The 24774-nt window shown below is 68.6% G+C and carries 22 protein-coding genes; 12 read left to right on the top strand and 10 right to left on the bottom strand.

What is annotated here, in order from left to right; genetic code table 11:
- Positions 1–28 precede the first annotated feature (28 nt).
- A complete protein-coding gene (locus tag ASF51_RS06425) occupies positions 29–1465 on the bottom strand; it encodes a DUF6421 family protein (protein ID WP_055926647.1) in 1437 nt (478 codons plus the stop codon).
- A 174-nt stretch (positions 1466–1639) separates the two neighbouring features.
- On the opposite strand from ASF51_RS06425, the gene ASF51_RS06430 reads away from it, so the two are divergent.
- Both ASF51_RS06430 and ASF51_RS06435 read left to right on the top strand, forming a co-directional pair.
- Positions 1640–2602, top strand: coding sequence for a DUF4190 domain-containing protein (locus tag ASF51_RS06430; protein WP_162236926.1), 963 nt, complete (start codon positions 1640–1642; stop codon positions 2600–2602).
- Between the two features lie 4 nt (positions 2603–2606).
- Positions 2607–5996 (top strand): BTAD domain-containing putative transcriptional regulator, encoded by a 3390-nt coding sequence (locus ASF51_RS06435; protein ID WP_055926651.1) that lies wholly within the window; start codon positions 2607–2609, stop codon positions 5994–5996.
- Positions 5997–6016: 20 nt separating this feature from the next.
- On the opposite strand, the gene ASF51_RS06440 is transcribed toward ASF51_RS06435, so the two are convergent.
- Together ASF51_RS06440 and ASF51_RS06445 are read right to left on the bottom strand one after the other, a co-directional pair.
- Positions 6017–6838: an ABC transporter permease gene (locus tag ASF51_RS06440; protein ID WP_200926093.1), complete on the bottom strand. Its 822-nt coding sequence runs from the start codon at positions 6836–6838 to the stop codon at positions 6017–6019.
- Positions 6835–7842: an ATP-binding cassette domain-containing protein gene (locus ASF51_RS06445; RefSeq protein WP_055926653.1), complete on the bottom strand. Its 1008-nt coding sequence runs from the start codon at positions 7840–7842 to the stop codon at positions 6835–6837. The genes ASF51_RS06440 and ASF51_RS06445 overlap by 4 nt, the downstream gene beginning before the upstream one ends.
- 144 nt (positions 7843–7986) lie before the next feature.
- On the opposite strand from ASF51_RS06445, the gene ASF51_RS06450 reads away from it, so the two are divergent.
- Complete coding sequence (locus ASF51_RS06450; RefSeq protein ID WP_055926655.1) at positions 7987–8676, top strand: methyltransferase domain-containing protein; 690 nt, start codon at positions 7987–7989, stop codon at positions 8674–8676.
- A 3-nt stretch (positions 8677–8679) separates the two neighbouring features.
- Here ASF51_RS06450 and ASF51_RS06455 read toward each other — a convergent pair whose 3' ends face one another.
- From ASF51_RS06455 to ASF51_RS06465, 3 genes are all read right to left on the bottom strand, one after another.
- Positions 8680–9030, bottom strand: a complete 351-nt coding sequence (locus tag ASF51_RS06455) for a hypothetical protein (protein WP_055926657.1) — start codon at positions 9028–9030, stop codon at positions 8680–8682.
- A gap of 99 nt (positions 9031–9129) precedes the next feature.
- The gene (locus ASF51_RS06460; protein WP_055926658.1) at positions 9130–9750 is read right to left on the bottom strand and encodes a hypothetical protein; all 621 of its coding nucleotides are present in this window, start codon (positions 9748–9750) and stop codon (positions 9130–9132) included.
- Positions 9751–9869: 119 nt separating this feature from the next.
- A complete protein-coding gene (locus ASF51_RS06465; RefSeq protein ID WP_157412029.1) occupies positions 9870–10508 on the bottom strand; it encodes a hypothetical protein in 639 nt (212 codons plus the stop codon).
- Between the two features lie 47 nt (positions 10509–10555).
- Between ASF51_RS06465 and ASF51_RS06470 the strand changes: the two genes are divergently transcribed.
- Both ASF51_RS06470 and ASF51_RS06475 read left to right on the top strand, forming a co-directional pair.
- Positions 10556–12676 (top strand): acyltransferase family protein, encoded by a 2121-nt coding sequence (locus tag ASF51_RS06470; RefSeq protein ID WP_162236927.1) that lies wholly within the window; start codon positions 10556–10558, stop codon positions 12674–12676.
- Positions 12677–12685: 9 nt separating this feature from the next.
- Positions 12686–13609, top strand: a complete 924-nt coding sequence (locus tag ASF51_RS06475; RefSeq protein ID WP_055926663.1) for an AEC family transporter — start codon at positions 12686–12688, stop codon at positions 13607–13609.
- A 72-nt stretch (positions 13610–13681) separates the two neighbouring features.
- On the opposite strand, the gene ASF51_RS06480 is transcribed toward ASF51_RS06475, so the two are convergent.
- Positions 13682–14518, bottom strand: a complete 837-nt coding sequence (locus ASF51_RS06480) for an exodeoxyribonuclease III (protein ID WP_055926665.1) — start codon at positions 14516–14518, stop codon at positions 13682–13684.
- 87 nt (positions 14519–14605) lie between these two features.
- On the opposite strand from ASF51_RS06480, the gene pyrE reads away from it, so the two are divergent.
- From pyrE to ASF51_RS06505, 5 genes are all read left to right on the top strand, one after another.
- A complete protein-coding gene (gene pyrE, locus ASF51_RS06485) occupies positions 14606–15154 on the top strand; it encodes an orotate phosphoribosyltransferase (RefSeq protein ID WP_055926666.1) in 549 nt (182 codons plus the stop codon).
- 3 nt (positions 15155–15157) lie between these two features.
- Entirely contained in the window at positions 15158–15805 is a 648-nt protein-coding gene (locus ASF51_RS06490; protein WP_082479595.1) for a septum formation family protein, read from the top strand.
- Between the two features lie 320 nt (positions 15806–16125).
- A complete protein-coding gene (locus ASF51_RS06495) occupies positions 16126–17028 on the top strand; it encodes an LPXTG cell wall anchor domain-containing protein (RefSeq protein ID WP_055926671.1) in 903 nt (300 codons plus the stop codon).
- 97 nt (positions 17029–17125) lie between these two features.
- Positions 17126–18994, top strand: coding sequence for a DUF2207 domain-containing protein (locus ASF51_RS19325; RefSeq protein ID WP_082479597.1), 1869 nt, complete (start codon positions 17126–17128; stop codon positions 18992–18994).
- A 48-nt stretch (positions 18995–19042) separates the two neighbouring features.
- Positions 19043–19846: a DUF1206 domain-containing protein gene (locus tag ASF51_RS06505; protein ID WP_055926675.1), complete on the top strand. Its 804-nt coding sequence runs from the start codon at positions 19043–19045 to the stop codon at positions 19844–19846.
- 87 nt (positions 19847–19933) lie between these two features.
- On the opposite strand, the gene ASF51_RS06510 is transcribed toward ASF51_RS06505, so the two are convergent.
- Genes ASF51_RS06510 through ASF51_RS06520 form a run of 3 tightly spaced genes read right to left on the bottom strand, consistent with a single transcriptional unit; the run spans position 19934 to position 22797 of the window.
- Entirely contained in the window at positions 19934–20734 is an 801-nt protein-coding gene (locus tag ASF51_RS06510; protein ID WP_055926676.1) for an HAD-IIA family hydrolase, read from the bottom strand.
- Between the two features lie 56 nt (positions 20735–20790).
- Entirely contained in the window at positions 20791–21525 is a 735-nt protein-coding gene (locus ASF51_RS06515; protein ID WP_055926678.1) for a metal-dependent transcriptional regulator, read from the bottom strand.
- A gap of 18 nt (positions 21526–21543) precedes the next feature.
- Complete coding sequence (locus ASF51_RS06520; protein ID WP_055926680.1) at positions 21544–22797, bottom strand: Nramp family divalent metal transporter; 1254 nt, start codon at positions 22795–22797, stop codon at positions 21544–21546.
- Positions 22798–22996: 199 nt separating this feature from the next.
- Here ASF51_RS06520 and ASF51_RS06525 point away from each other — a divergent pair, with 199 nt between their 5' ends.
- Entirely contained in the window at positions 22997–23692 is a 696-nt protein-coding gene (locus tag ASF51_RS06525) for a TrmH family RNA methyltransferase (protein ID WP_055926682.1), read from the top strand.
- Positions 23689–24747: a glycoside hydrolase family 6 protein gene (locus ASF51_RS06530; protein ID WP_055926684.1), complete on the top strand. Its 1059-nt coding sequence runs from the start codon at positions 23689–23691 to the stop codon at positions 24745–24747. Before ASF51_RS06525 ends, ASF51_RS06530 begins: the two co-directional genes overlap by 4 nt.
- Positions 24748–24774 lie beyond the last annotated feature (27 nt).

A 24774-nucleotide genomic window follows, 5' to 3' on the forward strand; every position in this document is an offset into this window, starting at 1 on the left:
CTGTCCGCAACGGTAACTCCTATCGGAGCTACACGCGAGAGGAGCCCGTGATGCCCTCCGTCGAGAGGATCACGTCTCCGATCTTCTTCGCGAGCGCCTCGTAGAACATCGAGAGGGGGAACTCGTCGTCGAGGATCGCGTCGGTCAGGGCGCGCGGGGGGCCGTCGAGGGGCAGGGCCTGCGGGCCGCGGGCCCAGACGGATGCCGGGTTCGGCGTGACCGTCTCGGTGACCAGCTCGTAGGCGGCCAGCCAGTGCGCCACCTTCGGGCGGTCGATCGAGCGCCAGTAGAGCTCGTCGATCTGCTTTCCGAGCGCGAGCACGCTGTCGGCGACCTCGGGCCAGTCGATGGTGAGCTTCGTGTCTGTCCAGTGCAGCACGTGGTGCTGGTGAAGCCACGCGAACAGCAGCTGGCCGCCGAGTCCGTCGTAGTTGCGCACGCGCGAACCCGTGAGCGCGAAACGGAAGATGCGGTCGAAGAGAACCGCGTACTGCACGAGCCGGGCGTGCTCGAGGAGGTGCGCATCGGCATCCGACAACTCGGCCTCGCCGAGCGCCTCGAGTCGACGCTGGATGCCCACCGACTCGCGGAACGCGGTGAGGTCGCAGCGCAGCTCCTCGAGCGAATACAGGAAGAACGGCATGCGCTGCTTGATCATGAACGGGTCGAAGGGCAGATCGCCGCGCATGTGCGTGCGGTCGTGGATGAGGTCCCACATCACGAAGGTGCGCTCGGCCAAGGCCTGGTCGGTCAGCAGCCGGGCGGCGTCGTCGGGCAGCTCGAGCCCCGTGGTGTCGGCCGCCGCCCGCACGACGGTGCGGAATCGGGCCGCCTCCCTGTCGGCGAAGATGGCGCCCCAGGTGAACGTCGGGATGCTGCGGGTGGCGACGGTCTCGGGAAAGAGCACGGCCGAGTTGGTGTCGTAGCCGGGCGTGAAGTCGACGAAGCGGATGGGCACGAACAGGGCGTTCGAGTAGTCGCCCGCCTCGAGCTCGGCCACGAACTCCGGCCAGATGACCTCGATCAGCACGGCCTCGACGAGACGCGACGCCGAGCCGTTCTGGGTCGTCATCGGAAAGACAACGAGGTGCCGGATGCCGTTGAAGCGGTGCCTCTCGGGGTGGAACAGCACGAGCGAGTCGAGGAAGTCGGGAACCCCGAAGCCATCGGCCGCCCAGCGGGCGAAGTCGGCGCGCAGGGCCTCGTGATACTCGGCGTCGTGGGGGAACGCCGGCGAGAGGGCCGCGATGGATGCCGAGATCACGGCGACGAGGTCGGCCGCGCGTTCGTGGTCTGCCGCGTCGGGCACGGAGCCGTCTTTGATCTGCAGCGACTGCAGCTGCGTGGCGGCGGCCTTGAGGCCGGTCCAGGCGGCGGAGGTCTCGGCGAGGGACGCGTCTTCGACGACCTCGGGTTCATCGCCGATCGCGGGAACGACGTACTGGGTGGTCGTTGTGGTGGGCATGGGGAACCTCCGATCCAAAGGACAGTGCTCGTGGGGCGCGGCATGCGCCGTGATTCGAGGCTACGGGCGATCGGACCGTGGTTTCGTGCCCGGAGCATCGATTTGCTGCGGCAGGGGCCGCCCGCGGTGCACGAATCCTGCACACGACGCACGTCCCCCTTTAGGATGAACCGCATGAGCCAGACGCCGCCCACTCCGCCCTCCGTGCCGCCCGCCCCCGGATACGGGGCGCCGGTTCCGCCCGGCGACGGGTACGGAAACGGGTACGGCAACGCGACGCCTCCGTACGGCGCCCAGCCCGGCGGCAGCTATTCGCCCGTGCAGGAACCCCGGTACAACGTGCTCGCGATCGTCTCGTTCGTTTCGGCCTTCTTCCTCTCGCTCGTCGCCGTCATCACAGGGCACATGGCGCTCGGACAGATCAAGCGCACGGCGGAGAAGGGGCGGGGGCTCGCGATCGCGGGCCTGGTCCTCGGCTACGCCGGCATCGTCGGCGGCATCATCACGATCATCGCCCTGGTCGTCATGGCCATCGCGGGCATCGGGCTCTTCGCGACGATCGCCACCAACTATGACTCCGACGACTACAGCTACACGTCGGATCCCTTCAGCTCGACGGCCGTGCCCGACTCGCTCGGCGGAGACCTGACGTTCGAGGCCGGCAACGACCTCGACGCGACCACGGTCGCCCAGTTCGCCGACCCGTTCATCATCGACTCCGAGTGGACCGTGGCCAGCCCCGACGACGGAAACGGCAACTGGTCCTACCTCGACCCCTCGGGCCTCTGCACCGTGTCATTCCACCAGGGCGGACTCGGCGACACGGTTCCCGTGACCGCCGGCGACGACCGCGCGACGACCACGAGTTTCTTGGCCGTCGTGCTCGACACCGACGACTCGACGATCGCGGGCAAGGCCACCGACAGCACGATCTCGTACAACTTCGAGGATGCCGGGCTCGTCGACACCCTGTTGATGCAGGGAACAGACGCAGACGGCTCGAACTGGAAGCTGGCGGGTCGCGCGTTCGGCGAGCTCGGCAGCGGACTCTACGTCGATGTCACCTGCAAATCGGGCGGCGACCTCGAGTCGGTCTACGACACGGTGACGACGAAGGCTGCCATCACTGTCTTCTAATTCAGTGGAGCGGGGGGCCTCCGAGGGAGGCCTCGCCCTCCTGGGCCCGATCCAGCTCGTGACGGCGGCTGGTGAGCCCATCACCGTTCGCGGTTCGCTGAGCCGCGCCGTGCTTGCGTCGCTGGCACTCGCCGACGGCCGGCCGCGTTCCATCGACGGCCTGGTCGACGACGTGTGGGGCGACGAGCCGCCGCAGAATCCCCGGGCCTCCCTGCAGACGCTCGTCTCACGCATCCGGGCCCTGGAGCCGTCGCCGATCATCGAATCGTCGGCCGCGGGCTACCGACTCGCGCTGGGCCGGCCGTCGATCGACCTGCTGGTCGCGGAGGCGGTTCTCGACGGCCTCGCGACTCCGGGCGCCCCCGAGACCGCACTGGCCGAGGCGGAGACGGCGCTCGCGCTCTGGCGGGGCGAGCCGGCGGCCGACCTGCCTCAGACCGCGCCCGTCACCGCCGCCCTCGCCCACCGGGCCGAGCGCGCACGCGATGCGCTCCGTCGCATCCGGGCACGTGCCCTCGCGGCGCTCGGCCTCACCGACGACGCCTCGGCCGCCTTCGACGAGCTCGCCCGGGCGCACCCTCTCGACGAGAAGGCCCAGCTCGAGGCGATGAACGCGGCGGTCGACGCGGGGCGCTTCGCGTCGGCGCTTCAGCGGTTCGCCGACCACCGCGAGCTGCTGGCCGAGCGGCTGGGCACAGACCCGTCGCCGGCCCTCGTCGAGGCCAACGCGGCGATCCTCAGGGCATCGAACGGTCAGAGCGTTCCGAGCGCACCCCAGGGGCCGCAGGCCCGGATGCTCCGGCCGGCGTTCGGCATCGGCCTGCGCCAGGCGCCGAACGACATGGTCGGGCGAGACGACGACGCGCGTCGCGTGCTCGAGCTGCTCGGTCGTCACCGGCTCGTCACGCTTCTGGGCTCGGGCGGTCTCGGCAAGACGCGGCTGGCGCAGGATGTCGCGGCGCGCGCCGCCCTGGCGGGCTCGTCGGTCGCCGTGGTCGAGCTCGCGAGCATCGCGTCGGGAGACGATGTCGGGCTGCTCATCGCGTCGACGCTGGGAATTCGCGAGGTGCAGTCTGCGCGCCGGATCGGTGACCCGATCGTGGTGCCCGACGTGCGTCGACGCATTCTCGACGCCCTCGTCGGCCAGCCAGCGCGAGACGCGCTGCCGACCCTTCTCGTGCTCGACAACTGCGAGCACGTCATCGACGCGGCCGCGGTCTGGGCCGCCGACCTCGTCGCGGCGTCCGCCGAGCTGACGATCCTCTGCACGAGCCGCTCGCCCCTCTCCATCGCCGCGGAGCAGGTCTACTCGCTGCAGCCGCTTCCCTCGACGAGTGACGACGGTTCCCCGGCGGCGGCGGTCACGCTCTTCGTCGATCGCGCCCGCGCGGCCCGGCCATCCGTTCGTCTGCCGCCGACCGTCGTCGAGCGGCTCTGCGATCGGCTCGACGGTCTTCCCCTCGCCATCGAACTCGCGGCGGCCCGCGTGCGCTCGTTCTCGGTCGAGGAGATCGAGGCCCGGCTCGTCGACAGGTTCGCCCTGCTCACGTCGGGCGACCGCTCGGCTCCGGAGCGCCACCGCACGCTGCTCGCCGTGATCGAGTGGAGCTGGAACATGCTGCACGACGACGAGCAGCAGCTCCTCGTGCGCCTGTCGCGGTTCGCCGACGGATTCTCGCTTCGCACGGCGGAGACGATGATGCGCGCGGCCGGCCGGGAGGGTGCGGCCGCCGATGCGCTCGACGGTCTCGTGCTGCAGTCGCTCGTCGTCGTCACCGAGACGGCGCAGGGCACCCGCTACCGGATGCTCGAGACGGTCAGGGAGTTCGGGAACCGCGGCATCGGCTCGATCGTCGACGAGAAGGAGCTGGCGCAGCACGAACGCGACTGGGCGATCGGCCTGGCCCTCGACTCCGCGGAACTCTGGTTCGGATCGGGGCAGGGCTCGCGTCTCAGGGACAGCCCCGCGAGCATCGAGCAGGACAACCTCGTCGCCGTGCTCCGGCGCGCCATCGCCGACGGCGAGCAGGATGCGTCCGTCGGCGTGTACGCCGCGCTCGCCTATCTGTGGACCCTGCGAGGCGCTCACTCCGAGGTGCTCGCCTTCGGTGCCCCCGTGATGGCGATGCTCGGCGGCTACCGACCGGCCGCCGCCCTGGGGCAGCTCGCCGTGCTCGCGCTGGTGATCACCGCGGCGACCTTCGGACTGTTCCAGTTCAGCACGACCGTTCGGGCGATCGTGCTGCTGCGTCGGCTCGTCGACCGCGTGGAGGTGGCGTATCCGCAGCTGCAGGCGATGGCCCGACTGGTGCTCTCGATCGACAACCTGTCGGCCGCGTTCTCCGCCGTGGAGGCGACCCAGGCGCATCCGGATGCCCGCACCGCGATCCTCGGCAACGTGATGGGCGCCCAGCTCGCCGAGAACGGGGGCGACGTCGAGGGTGCGCGCGTCTTCGCGCTGCGCGCCCGCGAGCTGGCCGAGCAGGTCGGAGACGAGTGGGGCTCGACCATGAGCGCCCAGATGCTCGTGCTCTTCAGCAGCGAGGCCGGCGACTGGCAGGGTGTTCTCGACTGGGCGCCGATCGCGAGCGAAGGTCTGCGCGACATGGGCGCCCTCAGCGATCTGCATCAGCTGACCTGGGCGATCGCCATCGCCCGGATCGGCCTCGGCGAACTCGACGAGGCCGAGGTCCTGCTGCACGAGGTGATCGCGGTCGAGGGAGGGCTGGACGACGGCATGCTCGCGCTGAACGGGCGGGCGGGCCTCGCGGAGGTCGAACTCGCCCGGGCCGCGAAGGCCGCGCGGGCCGGAGATCGCGCTGCGGCAGCCCGGCATCGGGCGCTCGGCACCGAGGGGTACCGCAGGAGCGTCGACCAAGGGCGCTCATCGGCTCAGCGCCTGCGCCCCGAGGCGCTCATCGCCCTCGCCATCCTGGTCGCCACGGAGTGCCAGACCGCAAGCGACGCCGCTGCGGACAGCGACACCGCTGCGGACAGCGACACCGCTGCCGATACCAACGCTGCTTCCGACGCCCGAATGCTGCGCGACCACGGGCGCGATCTGCGCATCCGGCTGCTCGTCGAGTTCCGCAGGCGGAGCATCCAGTTCGACAGGCCCGTGCTCGGAACGGCGACCGTGGCCATGGCCCGCTGGGCCCTCGACGCCCTCGACGAGCCCGAGCTGGCGGCCGAACTGCTCGCCCTCGCATCCGGCATCTCGCCGCGGCAGGACAGCCCGAGCATGCGCATCGAGCAGCACGTCGCACACGTGAGCTCGGCCGTCGGGGCAGACGAGTACGGCCGGATGCTCGAGGCATCCGGCCGTCTGACCCGCGATGAGCGCGTGGCGCGCATCTCCGAGCTGCTGTCGTCTCCCGCCCTGCGCTTGCAGTAATGAGCAGAGCGGACGCGCCTCTACGCCTTGCGCATGTAGGCGCGCACGGTGAGCGGAGCGAAGATCGCCACGACGACCGCGGCTCCGAGCAGCGCCAGCCAGAAGTCGCCGCCGATCGTGCCGAGGTTGGCGAGGTCGCGCACCGCCGACACCAGGTGCGACACCGGGTTGACGTTCACGAACGCCTGGAGCCACCCCGGCATGGTGTCGCTCGGAACGAACGCGTTCGACAGGAAGGTGAGCGGGAAGAGCACCAGGAACGAGATGCCCTGCACGCTCGAGGCGCTGCGGGCGATCACGCCGAAGAACGCGAAGATCCAGCTCAGCGCCCACGAGCAGACGATCACCAGCAGGCCGGCGAGCACCACCATGCCGATGCCGCCCTCGGGCCGGTAGCCCAGGATGAACCCCACGACGAAGGTGATCGTCGTGGCGATCGTGTAGCGCACGGTGTCGGCCAGCAGCGCGCCGGCGAGCGGGGCTATGCGGGCGATGGGCAGCGACTTGAAGCGGTCGAACACGCCCTTGTCCATGTCCTCGCGCAGCTGCACGCCGGTCACGACCGAGGTCGTGATCACGGTCTGCACGAGGATGCCCGGAATGAGCAGGGGCAGGTAGCTCGCCACGTCGCCGGCGATGGCGCCTCCGAAGATGAAGGTGAACATCACGGTGAAGATGATCGGCTGCAGCGTGACGTCGATCAGCTGCTCGGGGGTGCGCCTCACCTTCAACAGGCCGCGATAGGCCATCGAGAACGAGTTGCGCACGGTCTGGCCGACGCTCACGTGGTTGCGCAGCTCCCGGCTCACGCCGGATTGGATGGTCGAGGTGATGGTGCTCATGCGTTCACCCGTCCTCTCGGGGTCTCGGATGCGTCGGGCCGGGTCTCGGAGTCGTTCTCGACGCCGTGCCCGGTGAGGGTGAGGAAGACCTCGTCGAGCGTCGGCTTCTGCACGGCGAGCTCGGTGAGGCTGATGTTCTGCTCGCGCAGCGCAACGAGGAGGTCGGTGATGCGATCGGGGTCCTGCATGGGGGCGGTGATGCGGGCGGCCTCGGGCGACAGGGTCACGTCGACCCCGAGCACCGAGCGGATGGCGCGCACGGCGTCGTCTCGATCGGCGGGGTCGAGCAGGCGCAGCTGCAGCGAGGACTTTCCCACCGAGGCCTTGAGCTCGTCGGCGGTTCCCTCGGCGACGACCCTGCCCGTGTCGATCACGGCGATGCGGTCGGCCAGCTGGTCTGCCTCGTCGAGGTACTGGGTGGTGAGCAGCACGGTCGATCCCGTGCTGACGAGCCGCCGGATGGTGTCCCACATCTGCGAACGCGTGCGCGGGTCGAGACCCGTGGTCGGCTCGTCGAGGAAGATGAGAGGGGGCTGCGAGATCAGGCTCGCGGCCAGGTCGAGGCGGCGTCGCATGCCGCCGGAGAAGTTCTTGAGCGGGCGTTTCGCGGCGGCCGTCAGCCCGAACTCCTCGAGCAGCTCGTTGGCCTTGACCCGGGATTCCGCGCGGCCGAGACCGTTGAGCCGGCTGAAGAGCACGAGGTTCTCGGTCGCGCTGAGCGTCTCGTCGACCGAGGCGTACTGCCCGGTCACGCCGATGAGCTGGCGCACGATCTGCGCCTCGTGCTGCACGTCGTGCCCGAAGACGGTGGCGTGCCCGGCGTCTGGTCGAAGAAGGGTTGCGAGCATGCGGATGACGGTGGTCTTGCCGGCGCCGTTCGGGCCGAGAACGCCGTAGACGCTCCCGGTTCGCACGCGCAGGTCGACGCCGTCGACGGCGCGGTTGTCGCCGAAGATCTTGACGAGGCCGGTGGCCTCGACGGCCCAGTCGGAGCTGGTTGCCATGGGTGGACTTCCTTTCGCTGAAGTTGTCTCCATCGTTCAGCGGCCCGCTGTCGTGGCGCTGTCGCGGCTCTGTCGTCGTGCTGTCGGCGCCGTCGCCCCGGCCGAAAGACAATCCGTTGCGGCGCGCGGGCACGAATACAGTCCATGAGCCTCCTGCAGCAGAACCCCGCCGATGCCACGTTCGGCCGCGGGGGAGACGAGCCCTACGCCCGGGCGCTTCGGGATGGCGCCGCGGGGCGCCTCGAACTGCGCGAGGCCGGGCGGGGAGGCTCGACGGCCCTGCTCGACCTTGATGTCACGAAGTGGAGCGCCGACGCCGACGAGGTCGACCGCTCACTGCTTCGGCACGCCCGCGGTCCCGTGCTCGACATCGGATGCGGGCCCGGCCGGATGGTGCGGGCGGCGGGCGAGTACGATCTCGTGGCCCTTGGCCTGGATGTCTCGCCCGAGGTCGTCGCGCTGGCCCGCCGAGACGGTCTGGCCGTCGCGCTCGGCTCGGTGTTCGACCGGGTTCCTGCGGAGGGGCTCTGGCGCACCGCGCTGCTCCTCGACGGCAACGTCGGCATCGGGGGAGACGTCGCGGCCCTGCTGGCACGCTGCCACGAGGTGCTCGCCGAGTCGGGGCGGCTCGTCGTCGAACTCCACGCCGATGACGATCGCGACCACTCCTATACGGCGGCCCTCGTCGGCGTAGACGGTGCACGCAGCGCCGTCTTTCCGTGGGCCGAGATCGGCCTGACCCGCCTGCGCGAGATCGCCCACGCATCCGGATTCGCCGTCGACCGAGCCTTCACGGCGGGCGGCCGTCGCTTCTGCCGCCTGTCTCGAGCCTGAGGACTAGCCGGCCGGTCCCAGCAGTACTGCGAGCATCGCGGCCGCGCCGCCCACGATGAAGAGCATCGTTCCCAACTGCATGGTGCGGGTCTTGTTGCGGTCCGCGGTCGGCACGTCGACCTCGAGAATGGGGCAGCCCGACCAGCCGATCAGTCCGATGCTCACGGCCACGAGGCCCGCACCGATCCACCACAGCAGCGCGAGGCCCTTCGCCAGCAGCGCCGGCCGCCATCCGCTCGACAGCAGCAACCCCAGGGTGATCGCCGACGCCCCGACGGCAGCGACGAACCAGATGGTTCCCGTCCACATGATGCGCTGGACGTTCTTCTCGGGGGTCATGAGATCGTGGGTCACCTTGACATCATTCACCCGTGCGGGGCGCAAAACAAATTGATTTCTCACAACTATCGTGGCGAGCCCGTCCTGTGGTACCGCGCCTGAGCCGCGACGGGGCTAGAGAAAGCCGATGCGTCTCAGCAGCCGAGTGACGCCGGGCAGCACCCAGTAGGCCATGATCGGCGTGAGAACGACGGTCGTCAGCAGAACCTTGAGCGCGGTGGCCAGGTCGTTCCAGCCCGGCAGCAGCGTCGTGACGAGCAGCGTGAACGCCAGGTTGACCGGGAAGAATCCCAGCCAGATGCTCGTCGCCTGTTTCCATCTCGGCGGCGCGACCGTGGCCGCGGCCTGGCCGTCGGCATCCGGTGCCTGCAACACCTGCGGCTGGTCGAACCACCCCTCGATGCCCGTGCGCTTCTCGACCCGCGACTCGCGCACGAGTTCGCGCCCGCCCTCGAGCCAGGCGCGCCGGTCGGCCGACGACTCCCACTTCTCGAGCAGCGTCGCGTCGGCGAAGCGGTAGAGCATGTGCCAGTGCACGGAGTCGGCGCCCTGCCTCACCCAGCCCGACCCGAGGAAGCCCGGATAGCGATTGGCGAGGTTCACCCCCGCCTGCACCCAGCGGGTGACGTCGGGGATCCTGTCGGGATCGACTGCGCGGGTGATGGACACGGTGATGGGAACGGAGGGCGATGCTTGTGGCTGCCCGAACGCGTTCTCCGACTCTTCTGGAGACATGCCCTCCAGTATCCGCCGCCGATGTTACGCCCGCATTAAGCGCGTCTCGACAGGCTCGACGAACGGCGTCTCGACAGGCTCGACGAACGATCCGTTCCCTGAGCCTGTCGAAGGGCCCGCTACTTCTGGTCGTCCTCGTCGTAGTCGACCTCGTCGTACTCCTCGAGGATCTCGAGGGCCTCCTCGTCGAGGTCGTCGGGCTTGTGCCCTGCCTCGTGCCGAACGGCGTGACGGCCGAGGATGAGCAGTTCGCGCGTCTCCATGGCATCCGCCAGCTCGTCGCGGTCGAGGTCGTCCGCCTCGTTGATGACCTTCGTCACCATCTCGATACCCATGTCGAACCAGCGCTCGGCGTTGTGCGCATCGCCCGCGGCGTCGTAGCTGTCACCCAGGAACGAGTACACCATCGGGTCTTCGGGCTTCTCGGCGCGCAGGGCCTTGGCGAGTTCGTTCGCCTCCGCCTCCTGGCCGGTGCGCAGCAGGCCCTCGATCAGGTAGACGCGCTTGTCGGGAGCGGCGTCGCCCGGCGCATCCTGGGCCTCGCGCGCGGCCTCGTAGGCGCGTAACGGCAGAAGGGCGTCGTAGAAGCTCTCGGATGCGGCGATGAAGACGGCCGCGGGCGTCACGTCGTCGTCGTAGAAGGTCTCGGGGTCGCGGGCGAGCGCGAGGAACTCCTCGGCGACGGCGAGCGCCTTCTCGGGGTCGTCGGCTTTGAAGCTGGACTCGTCGATGTAGTCCCAGGTCACGGTCTTAGGCATGAGGCAACCTTAACGCCCAGACGCCGCCAGCTAGCATGGTCAGCGATATGCATACGAGCCCGCCGCCCTCCCGCACGCGCGCGTCCGCGGGCACCCCGGCCCACTTCCTTCCCCACCTGCAGGGATTGCGCGCCATCGCCGTTCTGCTCGTGGTCGTCTACCACTTCTGGCCCGGCCGCCTGCAGGGCGGCTACATCGGCGTCGACGTCTTCTTCGTCATCTCGGGCTTCCTCATCACAGGGCAGCTCGCCCGCGAGCTCGAAAAGACGGGGCGCATCGGCCTGCCCGGCTTCTATGCCAAGCGGGTGCGACGGCTGCTGCCGGCTGCCGTCACCGTGCTCATCTTCTCCGCGCTGGCGACGCTGTTCATCCTGCCCCTGTCGAGCCTCGGCGAGAACCTGCGCGAGATCCTCGCGTCGACCTTCTACGTCGAGAACTGGGCGCTCGCGGCCAACTCCGTCGACTACCTCGCGGCGGCCAACGAGGCCACCCTCGTGCAGCACTACTGGTCGCTGTCGCTCGAGGAGCAGTTCTACCTGATCTGGCCGCTGATGCTCCTTGGCGCATCCTGGCTCGCGGTGAAATTCTGGTCGGGCAAGCGCTGGAACGCGCTGTTCGCGGTCGTCGTGGCCGTCAGCATCCTGTCTCTCGTGTTCTCGATCGTCTACACGCAGACCAATGCGGCCCAGGCCTACTTCGTGACCTTCACCCGCATGTGGGAGTTCGGCGCGGGCGCCGTGCTCGCCCTGCTGCCGAGGCTGCGCCCAACAAAGGCGTGGCTGTCGAACGTGCTCGGCTACGGCGGCATCGCGATCGTGCTCGGCTGCGGCTACTTCTACGACAAGTCCACGCCGTTCCCCGGCTCCGCGGCGATCCTGCCGGTCGTCGGAACGATGGCGATCATCCTCGCCTCGCACCGCGAGCACTGGTACGACGCCGGCCGCGTCCTGAGCTTCCGCCCGGTGAGCTTCATCGGCGACATCTCGTACTCGCTCTACCTGTGGCACTGGCCGCTCATCGTCATCGCCCCCTTCGTTCCGGGCTGGGGCCTCTCGACCATCAACCGTCTCGTGCTCTTCGTGCTCTGCTTCGTGATCGCCTGGCTCACCAAGAAGTTCATCGAGGACCCGACCAGGGCCTGGAAGCCGCTCGTGCGTCGCAAGCCCCGCTTCACCTTCGTGTCGATGCTCGCGGCGATGGCCGTGGTCACCCTCGTCGTCGGAGTCACGAGCCTCGTGCAGCAGCCGAAGTACGACGCGGCGGCCGCCGAGCTGCGCAGCACCCTCCAGACGATGCCCGACTGCTTCGGCGCGGCATCCGGGCTCACCGACGGTCTCGAGAAGATCGATTCCTGCTCGAATCCCGAACTCGCGGGTCAGATCATCCCGAGCCCCGGGTTCGGCAACGCCGACCGGCCGCAGCGTCCCGACTGCCTGGTCACTCTCAACGACTCCACACTCACCAGTTGCGAGTTCGGCGACACCACGTCGGATGCGGCGCCCCGGGTGGCGATCATCGGCGACAGCCACGCGTACTCGCTGCTCGACCCGCTCGTCCAGCTCGCCGAGATGAACGGCTGGCACCTGACCACGTACCTCAAGGGCGCCTGCCCCTGGAGCACGACCCCGATCGCGGGCGGCGACGCCTTCGCGGCATCCTGTGCCGACTGGCGGGCCAACCTCGACGCCGAACTCGCCGAGGTCGCTCCCTACGACGTGATCTTCACGGCCGCGCTCGCCGATCACACTCTGGATGCCGATGGCTCGGCCGCGGCAGACGAGACCGCGGGATTCGTGGAGGCCTGGACTCCGCAGCTCGGGCAGGGCACTCCGGTGGTCACCCTCGTCGACAACCCGTCGTGGGAGACCGACCCGAACAAGTGCCTCCGCATCTCGGATGCCGCCGACTGCACCGAGCCGCGCGAAGACGGTCTGGGAGAGGTCGACCCCCTCGCCTCGGCGGCCACGCAGCTCGCGACGGGTGGCAACGACGTGACCCTCCTCGACTTCTCCGACACCTACTGCGACGCCGACGACTGCTTCCCCGTGATCGGCGGCGCTAACGTCTACCGTGACCAGGACCACCTGACGCGCACCTTCGCCTTCACGCTCGCCCCCTTCATCGAGAGCGCCATCGTCGCCGCCCTCGGTCGATCGACCGTGCGCTAGGAGCCGGGCATGGCCGGGGTGCTCACCGGGTTCGCCATCATCGGCTTCGTCATAGCTGTCGGCTATGTCGTGGGCCGCACGAACATCCTGCAGGTCGATGCGCAGAAGCCGCTCAACCGCATCGCGTTCTTCGTCACCAGCCCTGCCCTGCTCTTCACGGTGCTCGCGCGCGCCGACGTGAGCGTCATCTTCTCGTCGTTCCTCGTCGTCACCGTCATCACGATCGCCGTGTCGATCGGGCTCTACGTGGCCCTGTCGCGCATCTTCTTCCGCCGACCGGCGGCGGAGACGACCGTCGGCGCGGCCGCGGCGTCGTACTCCAACGCGAACAACATCGGCCTGCCCGTGGCCATCTACGTGCTCGGAGATCCGCAGTTCGTGGCGCCGCTGCTGATGCTCCAGCTGATCGTGATGGCGCCCCTCACGCTTACGGTGCTCGACACGGTGACGCGCGGCAAGGCATCCATCGGATCGTTTCTCACCCAGCCCGTACGCAACCCGATGATCATCGCGTCGCTGGTGGGACTGCTGCTGAGCGTCTTCGGCGTGACGTTGCCAGAGCCCGTGATGGCGCCGTTCGATCTCATCGGCGCGGCCACGATTCCGCTGGTGCTCATGACCTTCGGCATGTCGCTCGCCGGGCAGCGCCCGCTCGCCCCCGGCACCGGCCGTCGCGACGTGCTGACCTCGGCCGTGCTCAAGAGTGTGGTCATGCCCGTGGTGGCCTATCTCGTGGGTCGGTTCGTGTTCGACCTCGACGCCACGCACCTGTTCGGGGTCGTCGTGCTCGCGGCCCTGCCGACGGCGCAGAACGTGTTCAACTTCGCGTCGCGCTACGAGCGGGGAGTCGTGATCGCCAGGGACACGGTGCTCATCACGACGATCGCGTCGGTGCCCGTGCTGGTGATCGCGGCGGCGCTGCTCGCCCCGTGACCACCCCGTTCCCTGAGCCTGTCGAAGGGAACACATGGCCCTTCGACAAGCTCAGGGAGCGGCCGGGCGCACTCACCAGAACATCGGGCGGTCTTCGTCTTCTTCTGTGTCGACGTCGATGTCCACCCGCACCGGAACGTGGTCGCTGGGCGCGTCGCCCTTGCGCTCGTTGCGGTCGATACCGGCGTTCGAGACCACATCGGCGAACGGCTTGGAGCCGAGGATGAAGTCGATGCGCATGCCCTCGTTGCGCGGGAAGCGCAGCTGCTTGTAGTCCCAGTAGGTGTAGCCGGTGGGGATGCGCGGGCGCACCACGTCGGTGAGCCCGGCATCCATGAAGTCGTTGAACGCCGCGCGCTCGGGCGCCGACACGTGGGTCGACCCCTCGAACGCCTGGATGTCCCACACGTCGGTGTCGAGCGGAGCCACGTTCCAGTCGCCCATCAGCGCGAGCGGCTGCTGCGGGTTCGCCGCGATCCACGCGCGGGTGTCTGCGGAGAGGGCGGCGAGCCAGCGCAGCTTGTAGTCGTAGTGGGCGTTCTCGAGCTCGCGGCCGTTGGGAACGTAGAGGCTCCAGAGGCGGACGTCGTTCACGGTCACGCCGAGGGCGCGGGCCTCGAGGGGGAGGGTTCCGTCGTCGTTCTCCTTGCCGAAGCCGGGCATGTTCTCGAAGTCCTTCGTGACCTCGGTCATGGGCAGCCGCGACGCGAAGGCCACGCCGTTCCACTGGCTCAGGCCGTGCAGCTCGACCTCGTAGCCCGCGGCGGTGAACTGCTCGAAGGGGAACTGGTTCTCCTTGCACTTGATCTCCTGCATGGCGAGAACGTCGACGTCCTCCCGCACGAGCCAGTCGGCGACCCGGTCGACCCGGGCTCTGATGGAGTTCACGTTCCAGGTCGCAATGCGCATGCGGCCCAGTTTATTCGTGTCGTTCCCTGAGCCTGTCGAGGGGCTCGCTTCGACAGGCTCAGCGAACGGCTCCCCTAAACTGGGGCGGTGACGAACGCGCGCCAGCAACTCATCGACTACATCTCCTCCGAAGCCGTCTTCCACGGCGACTTCACGCTCACGAGCGGCAAGAAGGCGAGCTACTACGTCGACCTGCGCAAGGTGAGCCTCGACCACCGCGTCGCGCCCCTCATCGGCCAGGTCATGATCGACGTCATCAAAGACATTCCCGACGTGTTCGCGGTCGGCGGCCTCACCATGGGGGCCGACCCCGTGGCATCCGCGATTCTGCACCAGGGTGCGGCGCAGGGCCTGTCGTACGACGCGTTCGTCGTGCGCAAGGAGCCGAAGGATCACGGCCGCGGCAAGCAGGTCGAGGGCCCCGAGCTCGAGGGCAAGCGCGTGATCGTGCTCGAAGACACGTCGACCACGGGCGGATCGCCGCTCAAGGCCATCGAGGCGCTCGAGAAGGTCGGAGCGATCGTCGCGGGCGTCGCGGTCGTCGTCGACCGCAACACCGACGCGCGCGAGCGCATCGAGAAGGCCGGCTACCCCTACTATTACGCGATCGGCCTGGCTGACCTCGGTCTCGAGTAGACCGTGACAGACCCGGTGGATGCCACGGGCGGCGCGGGCGCTCGGCCCGCGACGCCGAGATGGCTGGTCGTGGTCGTCGCCTCACTCGCAGCGGTGTTCATCGTGGTGCTGTTCTTCGTGCTGGGTCGGCACCTGCCTTGGTTCGACGACTCGGGGGCCGTGGTGCCGACATCCACCCCGACACTGTCGACGACGCCGACCGCAACCGCGACCGCGGAATCCACTTCGACTCCCACGCCCGAGCCCGTCGCGGAGACGGGCCCTGTTGCTGCGGGAGTCCACCCGTGGACCGAGCTGCGGGGAGGGGAGTGCCTCGATCCCTTCACCTCGCCCTGGGACGAGTCGTTCACGGTCGTGGACTGTGCGGCACCGCACGTCGCCCAGCTGATCGCGCGGGTATCGCTCAACCCCGACCCGGCCGCGGCGTATCCCGGCGAGGCGGCCATCACGTCGCAGCTCAACCTCGCGTGTACGGCTCCGACCGCGCTCGACTTCGCCGCGGCGGCGGCATACCCGGATGTGCAATGGCAGGCGAGCTATCCGGTCTCGGACGCGCAGTGGGCTGCGGGACAGCGCGACTACTCGTGCTTTATCAGCCGATCGTCGGGCGAGGCGCTCACCGGGTCGGTCCAAGCCGTCGCGGCGGGTTGACCGACACGCAACGAGTTCGTTCCCGCTTGGTTTTAGTGGGCAGCGAAACAATCTCAAAATTCTTTTTCGGCACTTCAGATGCCTCGGGAGCTCGTCGAGGCGGCGAGCAAAACCCGCTTGACCACTCGTTTTGCGACAAGCGAAAAAACGAAGGGTCTGTAACCTTTTAGTGGGGTCCCGGTATTGCCCCTCTTGGGGGCCTTGGCTTTTCTGGGAAACTGCCTATAGCCTGACGGGGACGCAGCATATTCGCAGCATCACCCCTTTCATCGATGGAAACGCCGATGATGCTCCCCCTGCTCGCTTATTTCAGGAGAACAATGTCCCGCACAATCCTTTCCCGCCTCGGCGCGGGCCTCGTCGCAACGGCTCTCGTTGCTGGCGGATCGCTCCTCGTCGCTGCGCCGGCTTCCGCCGCTAACGACATCGTCACGCCCAACTCCGTCGTCGAGAACACCTGGGGCCCTGACAACACCGTCACGGTCTCCGGCACCGGCACCGCCGGCGACGAGCTCGAGGTCGACCTGCTGGACTCGGACGACCTCAGTGGTACGCCGAACTCCTACCTCTCCGACACCGCGGTCTTCGAGACCACGGTTCTGGAAGATGGCACCTACTCGATCACGTTCTCGCTCGAAGCATCTGACTTCTCCGCGTACCCCGCGCTCGGAGACACCGTCTTCGCTGCGATCTTCAACAACACGGCCGATGTCGAGCCGATCTTCGTTCCGATCGCCGTCACGGCCTTCGCTCCTGCAGCTCAGAACGTCATCATCGACCCGATCTGCCTCACCGGCGACGCTGTCCGCGACCCGGGCGTGTCCGTCTACGCCACCGGCTTCGGCCAGGGCGAGGTCGTCACGTACACCGTGACCGACTCTGCCGGCACCGTTGTTCCCGGCGACGGAAACACCGTCACCGCTGACCAGACCGGTTCGGTCGGCCCCGCGTTCCTGACGCTGTTCTCCTCCACCGGAAACATCCCCGACGGCGTCTACACGATCACGTTCTCCGGTTCGGTCACCACCGCCGGTCTCGTGACCATCGGAAACTGCGACGCTCCCGTTGTCCCCGTCGTTCCTGCTGAGGTTGTCCCGGCTGCCCCGCAGCTGGCCAACACCGGTTCGTCCGACGCCGGCATCCTCGTCGGTGGCTCGGCTCTCCTGCTGCTCGTCGGTGCCGCCCTCGTGGTCGCCCGTCGTCGCCAGAACGCCGACGCGTAACCTGAATCACCCGCCGATCTGATCGGCACCCGAAGGGCCGAGACATTCCGTCTCGGCCCTTCGTCGTTCCCGTCGCCCTTTCCGTAGAGTGAGCAGCATGCGCCCCATCCCCGTGACCGCACGTCTTATGACCGCCCTCGTCGTCGCCGGTCTGGGGGTCATGGGGCTGGTCGCGGCCGCCCCCGCGACCGCGACGGCCCTCGAGGCCGCACCCGTCGCATCCGGTGTCTCAGCGGGCGTCGACGACTTCTCGTTCTCGTCGTACGACGCCGACTTCTATCTCGGCACCGACGCCGACGGCCGCTCGACGCTCAAGACGGTCGAGACGTTCGTCGCCGAATTCCCCGAGGCCGATCAGAACCGCGGAATCCGACGGGCGATTCCGGTGGAGTACGACGGGCATCCGACCGATGTGCACGTCGAGAGCGTCGTCGACCAGAACGGCGAGCCGCGCGGTTTCGAGGCGGAGAGGAACGACGACGGGGACTTCCTCGTAGTCACCGTACGCGCTGACGAGTTCGTGCACGGCGCGCAGACGTACACATTCACGTACACGCAGCACAACGTCACCAGGCATGCCGACGACACCGACGTCGACGAGTTCTACTGGGACACGGTGGGCTTCGACTCGGCTCAGAGCTTCGGGTCGGCGACAGCTCGGCTGCACGTGCCGGACCCGCTCGCCGCCTCGCTCACCGGAGAGGCGAGCTGCTACGCCGGGCCCTACGCGTCGAACACGTCATGCCCTGTCACGAGCGAGTCTGGCGACGGCGAGACCGTCATCACCGCGGGCGGAGTGCCCCTCGGAGCGCGCGAGAACGTGACCATCGCGGTCGGCTTCGCCTCGGACACCTTCGTGCCGCGTGACGACTCGTACTTCGGCGCCTGGCAGGGATGGGCGCAGCTCGGCTCGGCCCTGCTCGCACTGGCCGCGGCGGTGCTCGCGATCGTCTGGCGCACCACCGGGCTTCGGGATGCCCGGGGCCGACCGACCATCATCGCCGAGTACACGCCGCCGCAGGCCGACGTCTTCACCTCGGCCGTGATCCTGAAGCGCACGAGCCGCGCCGCGGCATCCGGATTCGTCGACCTCGCCGTGCGCGGCAACCTGCAGATCGTCGAGAAGCCGAGCGAGAAGATGTGGTCGAAGAAGCCGGAGTACTGGCTGCAGGCCGTGCACAGCGACGGCCTGACGGCGCAGGAGCTCGAGTTCTACCGGCTGATCTTCGACGATGCGACCGACGGCAGCCGCGAACTCAGCAAGACCGACACGGCACTCGCGAAGGGCGTGCAGGCGTTCCTCAAGACCGTGCGAGCGAAGGCCATCGCAGACGGTTACTACAAGAAGGGAACGGCGGGTCGGAGCCTGCTGCTCTCGGCGGTCGCCTTCGTGGCGGGCATCGCCACGATCATCTTCGGCGCCATGCTGAACTCGCAGGATCGGGGAGGGGCGCTGCCGTTCATTCCCATTGCGATCGGCGTTCTGTGTGTCGGGCTGTCGTGGGTGATCCTGGCTCGCACGCCCCTCACCGCCTCCGGTGCCGAGCTGCGCGACTATCTCAAGGGCATCGAGCTCTATCTGGCGGTGGCGGAGGAAGACCGGTTCCGCATGCTCCAGAGCCCCGAGGGTGCTCTGAAGACCCAGGTCACCTCTCCCGATGGGGGACAGATCGTCAAGATCTACGAAAGGCTGCTGCCCTTCGCCGTGCTGTGGGGCGTCGAAGACGAGTGGGCGAAGGTGCTCGGAACCTACTACGAGAACCAGCAGACGCAACCCGGGTGGTACGGCGGAACCGCCGGTTTCAACGCCGGGTACTTCGCGGCCAGCGTCGGATCGTTCGCGGCCGCCTCTGCCGCGAGCTACTCGGGCAGCGCCGCGAGCACGTCCTCGTCATCGAGCGGGGGATCGGGTGGCGGTGGCTTCTCGGGCGGCGGCGGTGGTGGTGGCGGAGTGGGCGGCGTCTAGCCTGTCCAGCCCTCCGCGCGCGGGGCGCTGTCTCGATAGCCTCGAACAATGACCAATTCTGCGAAGAGCGCCGCCCGCACCGCCACGAACAGTCGGGCGCTCGAGATCCTGGCCCGCACCGGCTTCGCCGTGCTCGGGCTGCTGCACATTTTGATCGGCGCGATCGCCATCGGCCTCGTCGGCGGATCGGGGGAGTCGGCCGACCAGTCGGGCGCCCTGAGCGAGCTCGCGTCGAAGCCCGGGGGCATCGTCGTGATCTGGCTCGTCGCCATCGGCCTCTTCGCCCTGACTCTCTGGCAGATCGCGCAGGTGTTCCTTCTCCACGAGCCCGACCCGAAGAAGAAGTGGGGCCGACGCGTCTCCGAGCTCGGCAAGGGAATCGCCTACGGCGCCGTGGGCGCCACCGCGCTGACGTTCGCTCTCGGGGGTTCGTCGAGTTCGTCGAACTCGAGCCAGAGCCTCAGCGCGAAGCTGCTCGCGAGCCCCGGAGGCGTCGTGCTGCTGGTGATCGTTGGACTCGTGGTCGCGGGCATCGGCGTGGCCTTCGTGGTTCAGGGAGTGCTGAAGAAGTTCGAGAAGCACCTGGTCATCCCCGCGGGCACCACCGGAAAGGTCGTGCGTGGACTGGGGATCGGCGGCTACGTGGCCAAAGGCATCGCCTTGTTCGTCGTGGGCGTGCTGTTCGTGGTGGCGGCCGTGACCGCAGACCCGGAGAAGGCATCCGGCCTCGATGGCGCCCTCAAGGCGCTCATCGACCTGCCGTTCGGAAAGGTGATCCTGGTCGCCGTGGGTATCGGCCTGATCGCCTACGGCCTCTTCTGCGCGGCCCGCGCCCGCTGGGCGAAGCTCTAGCCCTCTGTCGCAGCAGGCGCGCCCGTCCGGTGCATCCGCGCCTGGACGGCCGGGGGCGGAAGCGCCGCCGAGGCGCGGATCGCCGGGTCAGATCTCGTCGGACTCGAAAGGTTCGTCGCGCAGGAGGTCTTTCACTCCCGACAGGATCTCGTCGGGGCGGAACGGGTACTTCTCGATCTCGGCCTGGTCGCTGATGCCGGTGAGCACGAGGATCGTGTGCAGGCCCGCCTCGATGCCGGCGACCACGTCGGTGTCCATGCGGTCGCCGATCATGCCCGTGTTCTCGGAGTGGGCGCCGATGCGGTTGAGCGCTGAACGGAACATCATGGGGTTGGGCTTGCCCACGACATAGGGCTCCATTCCCGTGGCCTTCGTGATGAGGGCGGCGACCGCCCCGGTGGCCGGCATCGGGCCCTCGGCACTCGGCCCCGTCGCATCCGGGTTCGTGACGATGAACCGTGCGCCCGCCGAGATCAGCCTGATCGCGCGGGTGATGGCCTCGAACGAGTAGTTGCGCGTCTCGCCGACGACCACGTAGTCGGGGCTCGTGTCGGTCATGATGAACCCGGCCTCGTGCAGTGCGGTGGTGATGCCGGCCTCGCCGATCACGAAGGCGCTGCCGCCGGGCATCTGCGACTTGAGGAAGCTGGCGGTGGCGAGCGCCGAGGTCCAGATCGCCTCTTCCGGCACCTCGAGACCGGATGCGCGGAGCCGGGCGCTGAGGTCACGCGGGGTGTAGATGGAGTTGTTGGTGAGCACGAGGTAGGGCTTGCCCTCGTCGCGCCACTGCTGCAGAAGCTCGGCCGCCCCGGGGAGCGCCCGGTTCTCATGAACGAGGACGCCGTCCATATCGGTGAGCCAGCATTCGATCTCATCGCGTCGAGCCATGGGAGAGTCCTTTCGTCGCCTGCCCTCGACAGCCTAGCCGCGTCGACCGGGCGCGCTCAGATCGCCGATGAGATCCAGATCGACGAGCTGCCGGATGCCGACACGGGCACGAGCGCGCCGGTCGCGTCGGCCCCGGAGCCGGGCTCAGATCCGGGCCCGGAGTCGACCCGCACGACGACGGCGCCGTCGTCCTCCTGAGACACGACCGTGACCGTGGTCGACGGGCGGATTCCCGCCGCGGCGAGCGCCAGGAGCAGCGACGGATCGCGATCGCTGATGCGCACGATCGTGCCCGAGGCCCCGACCGCGGCCTGCGAGAGCAGCAGCGCCGGCGACGAATGAACCGTGCCGTCCGCCGAGGGGATGGGGTCTCCGTGCGGATCGCTCCTCGGATGCCCGAGGCGCGCGTCGATGGCGTCGAGCAGGCGTTCGGAGATGGAGTGCTCGAGCACCTCGGCCTCGTCGTGCACCTCGTGCCAGTCGTAGCCCATCTCGTCGACCAGCCAGGTCTCGATGAGCCGGTGGCGCCGGATGACGCCCCGGGCCCGGGCGATTCCCTCGGCCGTGAGGGTCAGCGGTTTGTAGGGCTCGTAGTTCACGAGGCCCGCCGCGCTGAGCTTCTTCGCCATCTCGGTGACCGACGACGGGGCGACGCCCATGGTCGAGGCGAGAACGGAGGGCGTGACGGGGTCGGACTGCCACTCGGTGTGGTGGTAGATCGTCTTGAGGTAGTCCTCGGCGGCCGAGTCGGCGTTCGGCTGGGTTCGTCGGGCCGGCTCGGGGATGCTCATGATCGCTCCAGCCTATTGTCAGGCTCCGGTGAAGATGAGCACGAGCAGCGTGACGTTGAGCGTGACGAGCAGTGCCGAGGCGATGATGCCGGCCACCGTGGTGTACCAGCGGTTGGTGAATTCTCCCAGCAGCTGCCGGCGCGACGTGAGCCAGACGAGGGGGATCAGAGCGAACGGAATGCCGAACGAGAGCACGACCTGGCTGACCACGAGCGACCAGGTGGGGTCGAGCCCGACTCCCAGAATGACGAGCGCGGGGATGAGCGTGACCAGTCGGCGCCACACGATGGGGATGCGCACCCGGAGCAGTCCGTGCATGATCTCGGCCCCCGCGTAGGCGCCGACCGAGGTCGAGGCGAGACCGGATGCGAGCAGCCCGACCGCGAACAGCGTCGCGATCACTCCGCCCATGGCCTGGCCGATCGCCGCGTGCGCGCCCTCGAGCGTGTCGGTTCCCTCCACCCCCTGCAGCGAGGTCGCGGCCAGAAGCAGGATGGCGAGGTTCACGGTCCCCGCGATGGCGAGGGCTATCGACACGTCCCAGCGGGTGGCCGAGAGGAGTCGCTTCGTGTTGTGGTGATGGCTGCGGTCGGCGAAACGATCGCGGGTGAGGGCGGAGTGCGCGTAGATGGCGTGCGGCATGATCGTGGCGCCCAGAATGGATGCCGCGAGCAGCACCGACGCGGGGCCGTCGAAGCGGGGCACGAGCCCGCCGACGACGGATGCGGCATCGGGCGGATTGATGACGACCCCGGCCGCGAAGCCCACGGCGATGATCACGAGCATCGAGATGATGACGCGTTCGAAGGTCTTCTGCCGCCCCGACCCCTGCAGGATGAGCACGAGCATCGAGACGGTGCCCGTGATCGCGCCGCCGAGAAGCAGCGGCAGGTCGAACAGCAGCGAGAGGGCGATGGCCCCTCCGATGATCTCGGCGAGGTCGGTGGCCATGGCCACGAGCTCGGCCTGCGCCCAGAAGAGCCGCCGGCCCCAGGTGCTGCCGATGCGTTCGCCGAGCAGTTCGGGCAGGCTCTTGCCGGTCACGATGCCGAGCTTGGCGGAGAGGTATTGGATGAGCCACGCCATGACATTGCCGAGCACGACGATCCACACCAGGAGGAAGCCGAACGCGGCGCCGGCCGTCATGTTGCTCGCGACGTTGCCCGGGTCGAGGTAGGCCACGCCCGCCACGAGGGCGGGTCCGAGCAGCCACACGAGGTGCGAGCCGCGGGGTGCTGCCGGCGTCGTCACCGGGGCGGGGGTGTGGAGCATTCCGCTACTGTAGCGAATTTTTAGGCGCGCCTAAAAATTTCGTTCGTCGAGCCTGTCGAGATGCCCTTCGACGGGCTCCCTTCGACAGGCTCAGGGAACGAACGTTTCGTTCGTCGAGCCTGTCGAGACGCCCTTCGACGGGCTCCCTTCGACAGGCTCAGGGAACGGCGGATCGAGAACGGGAGGGTAGCCTGTGGGGATGCCCGATGAGCCGGTTCCCGCGTCGCCGAATCCGTCTGTCGAACTCACCACCAACGGCGTCGGCCCCTGGCAGGGCGAGCTGCCCGACGACGACATCTACGACCCCGAGCTGCTCGCGGCGGGCGACTCGCGCAACGTGATCGATCGCTACCGCTACTGGCGCATGGACGCGATCGTCGCCGACCTCGACCTCACGCGGCATCCCTTTCACGTGGCCATCGAGAACTGGCAGCACGACCTCAACATCGGATCGATCGTGCGCAGCGCCAACGCCTTCGGCGCCGACACGGTGCACATCATCGGGCGGCGCAGGTGGAACAAGCGCGGCGCCATGGTGACCGACCGCTACCAGCACGTGCTGCACCATCCCGACGTCGAGACGTTCGTCGCGTGGGCTGCGGATGCGGGACTGCCGGTGATCGCCATCGACAACGTGCCGGGCAGCGTGATCATCGAGACGTTCGCGCTTCCCGAGTCGTGCGTGCTGCTGTTCGGCCAGGAGGGGCCGGGTCTCTCGCCGGAGGCGCTCGAGGCCGCGCAGGCGATCGTCGAGATCAGCCAGTTCGGCTCGACCCGCTCGATCAACGCCTCGGCCGCGGCGGCGGTCGCGATGCACGCCTGGATTCTGCAGCACGTCTCTTTCGCGCGGCCGACGCCGGATACGCGGCCGACGCCGGATACACTGGCGACGTGACGTCAAAAGGCTCGCGAATCGGGGTAGCGATCGCCATCGTGGCCCTCACGCTGCCCATCGTGGCCCTGGGCGTGGTCTTCACCGGGCTCGTCTCCACCCCGATACCCGCCTCCGAGTCGGCCTCCGGCTCCGAGACCGATCCGGGAGCGCCGATCGACAATCCGCTGCAGGGCCAGACCTTCTACGTCGATCCCGAATCGCTCGCCGCGAAGGCCGCCGCCGCATCCGCCGCGACGGACCAGAGCGGTTCCGATTCGACGGTGGCACCGTCGGCGCAGACCGAGGTGCTCGACAAGCTCGCGGCCACTCCCGCCGCGATCTGGCTCGTCCCCGAGAGGTATCCGACCGAGACGGTCGCCGCCACGGTGACCGCCACGCTCGACGCGGCCGCCGCATCCGGTCAGACGCCCGTCTTCGTGGTCTACGGCGTGCCGAACCGCGACTGCGGAAACCTCTCGTCCGGCGGGCTCACCGCTGCGGAGTATCCGCTCTGGGCCGCCCAGATCGCCGGTGCCTTCGCCGACCGCTCGGCCATCGTCATCCTCGAGCCCGACGCGCTCGCCCTAGCAACGCAGTGCGGCAACGTCGACGAGCGCATCGCACAGATCAAGGGCGCCGTCGACACCTTCTCGTCGACGCAGGCCGTCGTGTACCTCGACGGCGGGCACTCGACCTGGCTTCCGGCGACGCAGATGGCCGACCTGTTGAATCGCGCGGGCATCGCCGAGACGCGGGGCTTCGCCACGAACGTGTCGAACTACAACTCCACCGTCAAGGAACGCGCGTACGGCGAGAAGCTGTCGTCGCTGACGGGCGGCTCGCACTACGTGATCGACACGGGTCGCAATGGCAAGGGTTCCAACGGCGAGTGGTGCAACCCGTCGGGCCGGGCCCTCGGCGTGGCCCCGACCGTCGTCACCGACGCGGGCCACCTCGACGCCGAGCTCTGGGTCAAACCGCCGGGCGAGAGCGACGGCACGTGCAACGGCGGGCCCGCGGCCGGAACATGGTGGCCCGAAAGCGCGCTGGAGCTCGCCGACAATGCCGGCTGGTAGCCGCGCCCTTTGGTAGGGTGCAGCGTA

This window comes from Agreia sp. Leaf283 (assembly GCF_001422485.1).
GTDB lineage: Bacteria > Actinomycetota > Actinomycetes > Actinomycetales > Microbacteriaceae > Agreia.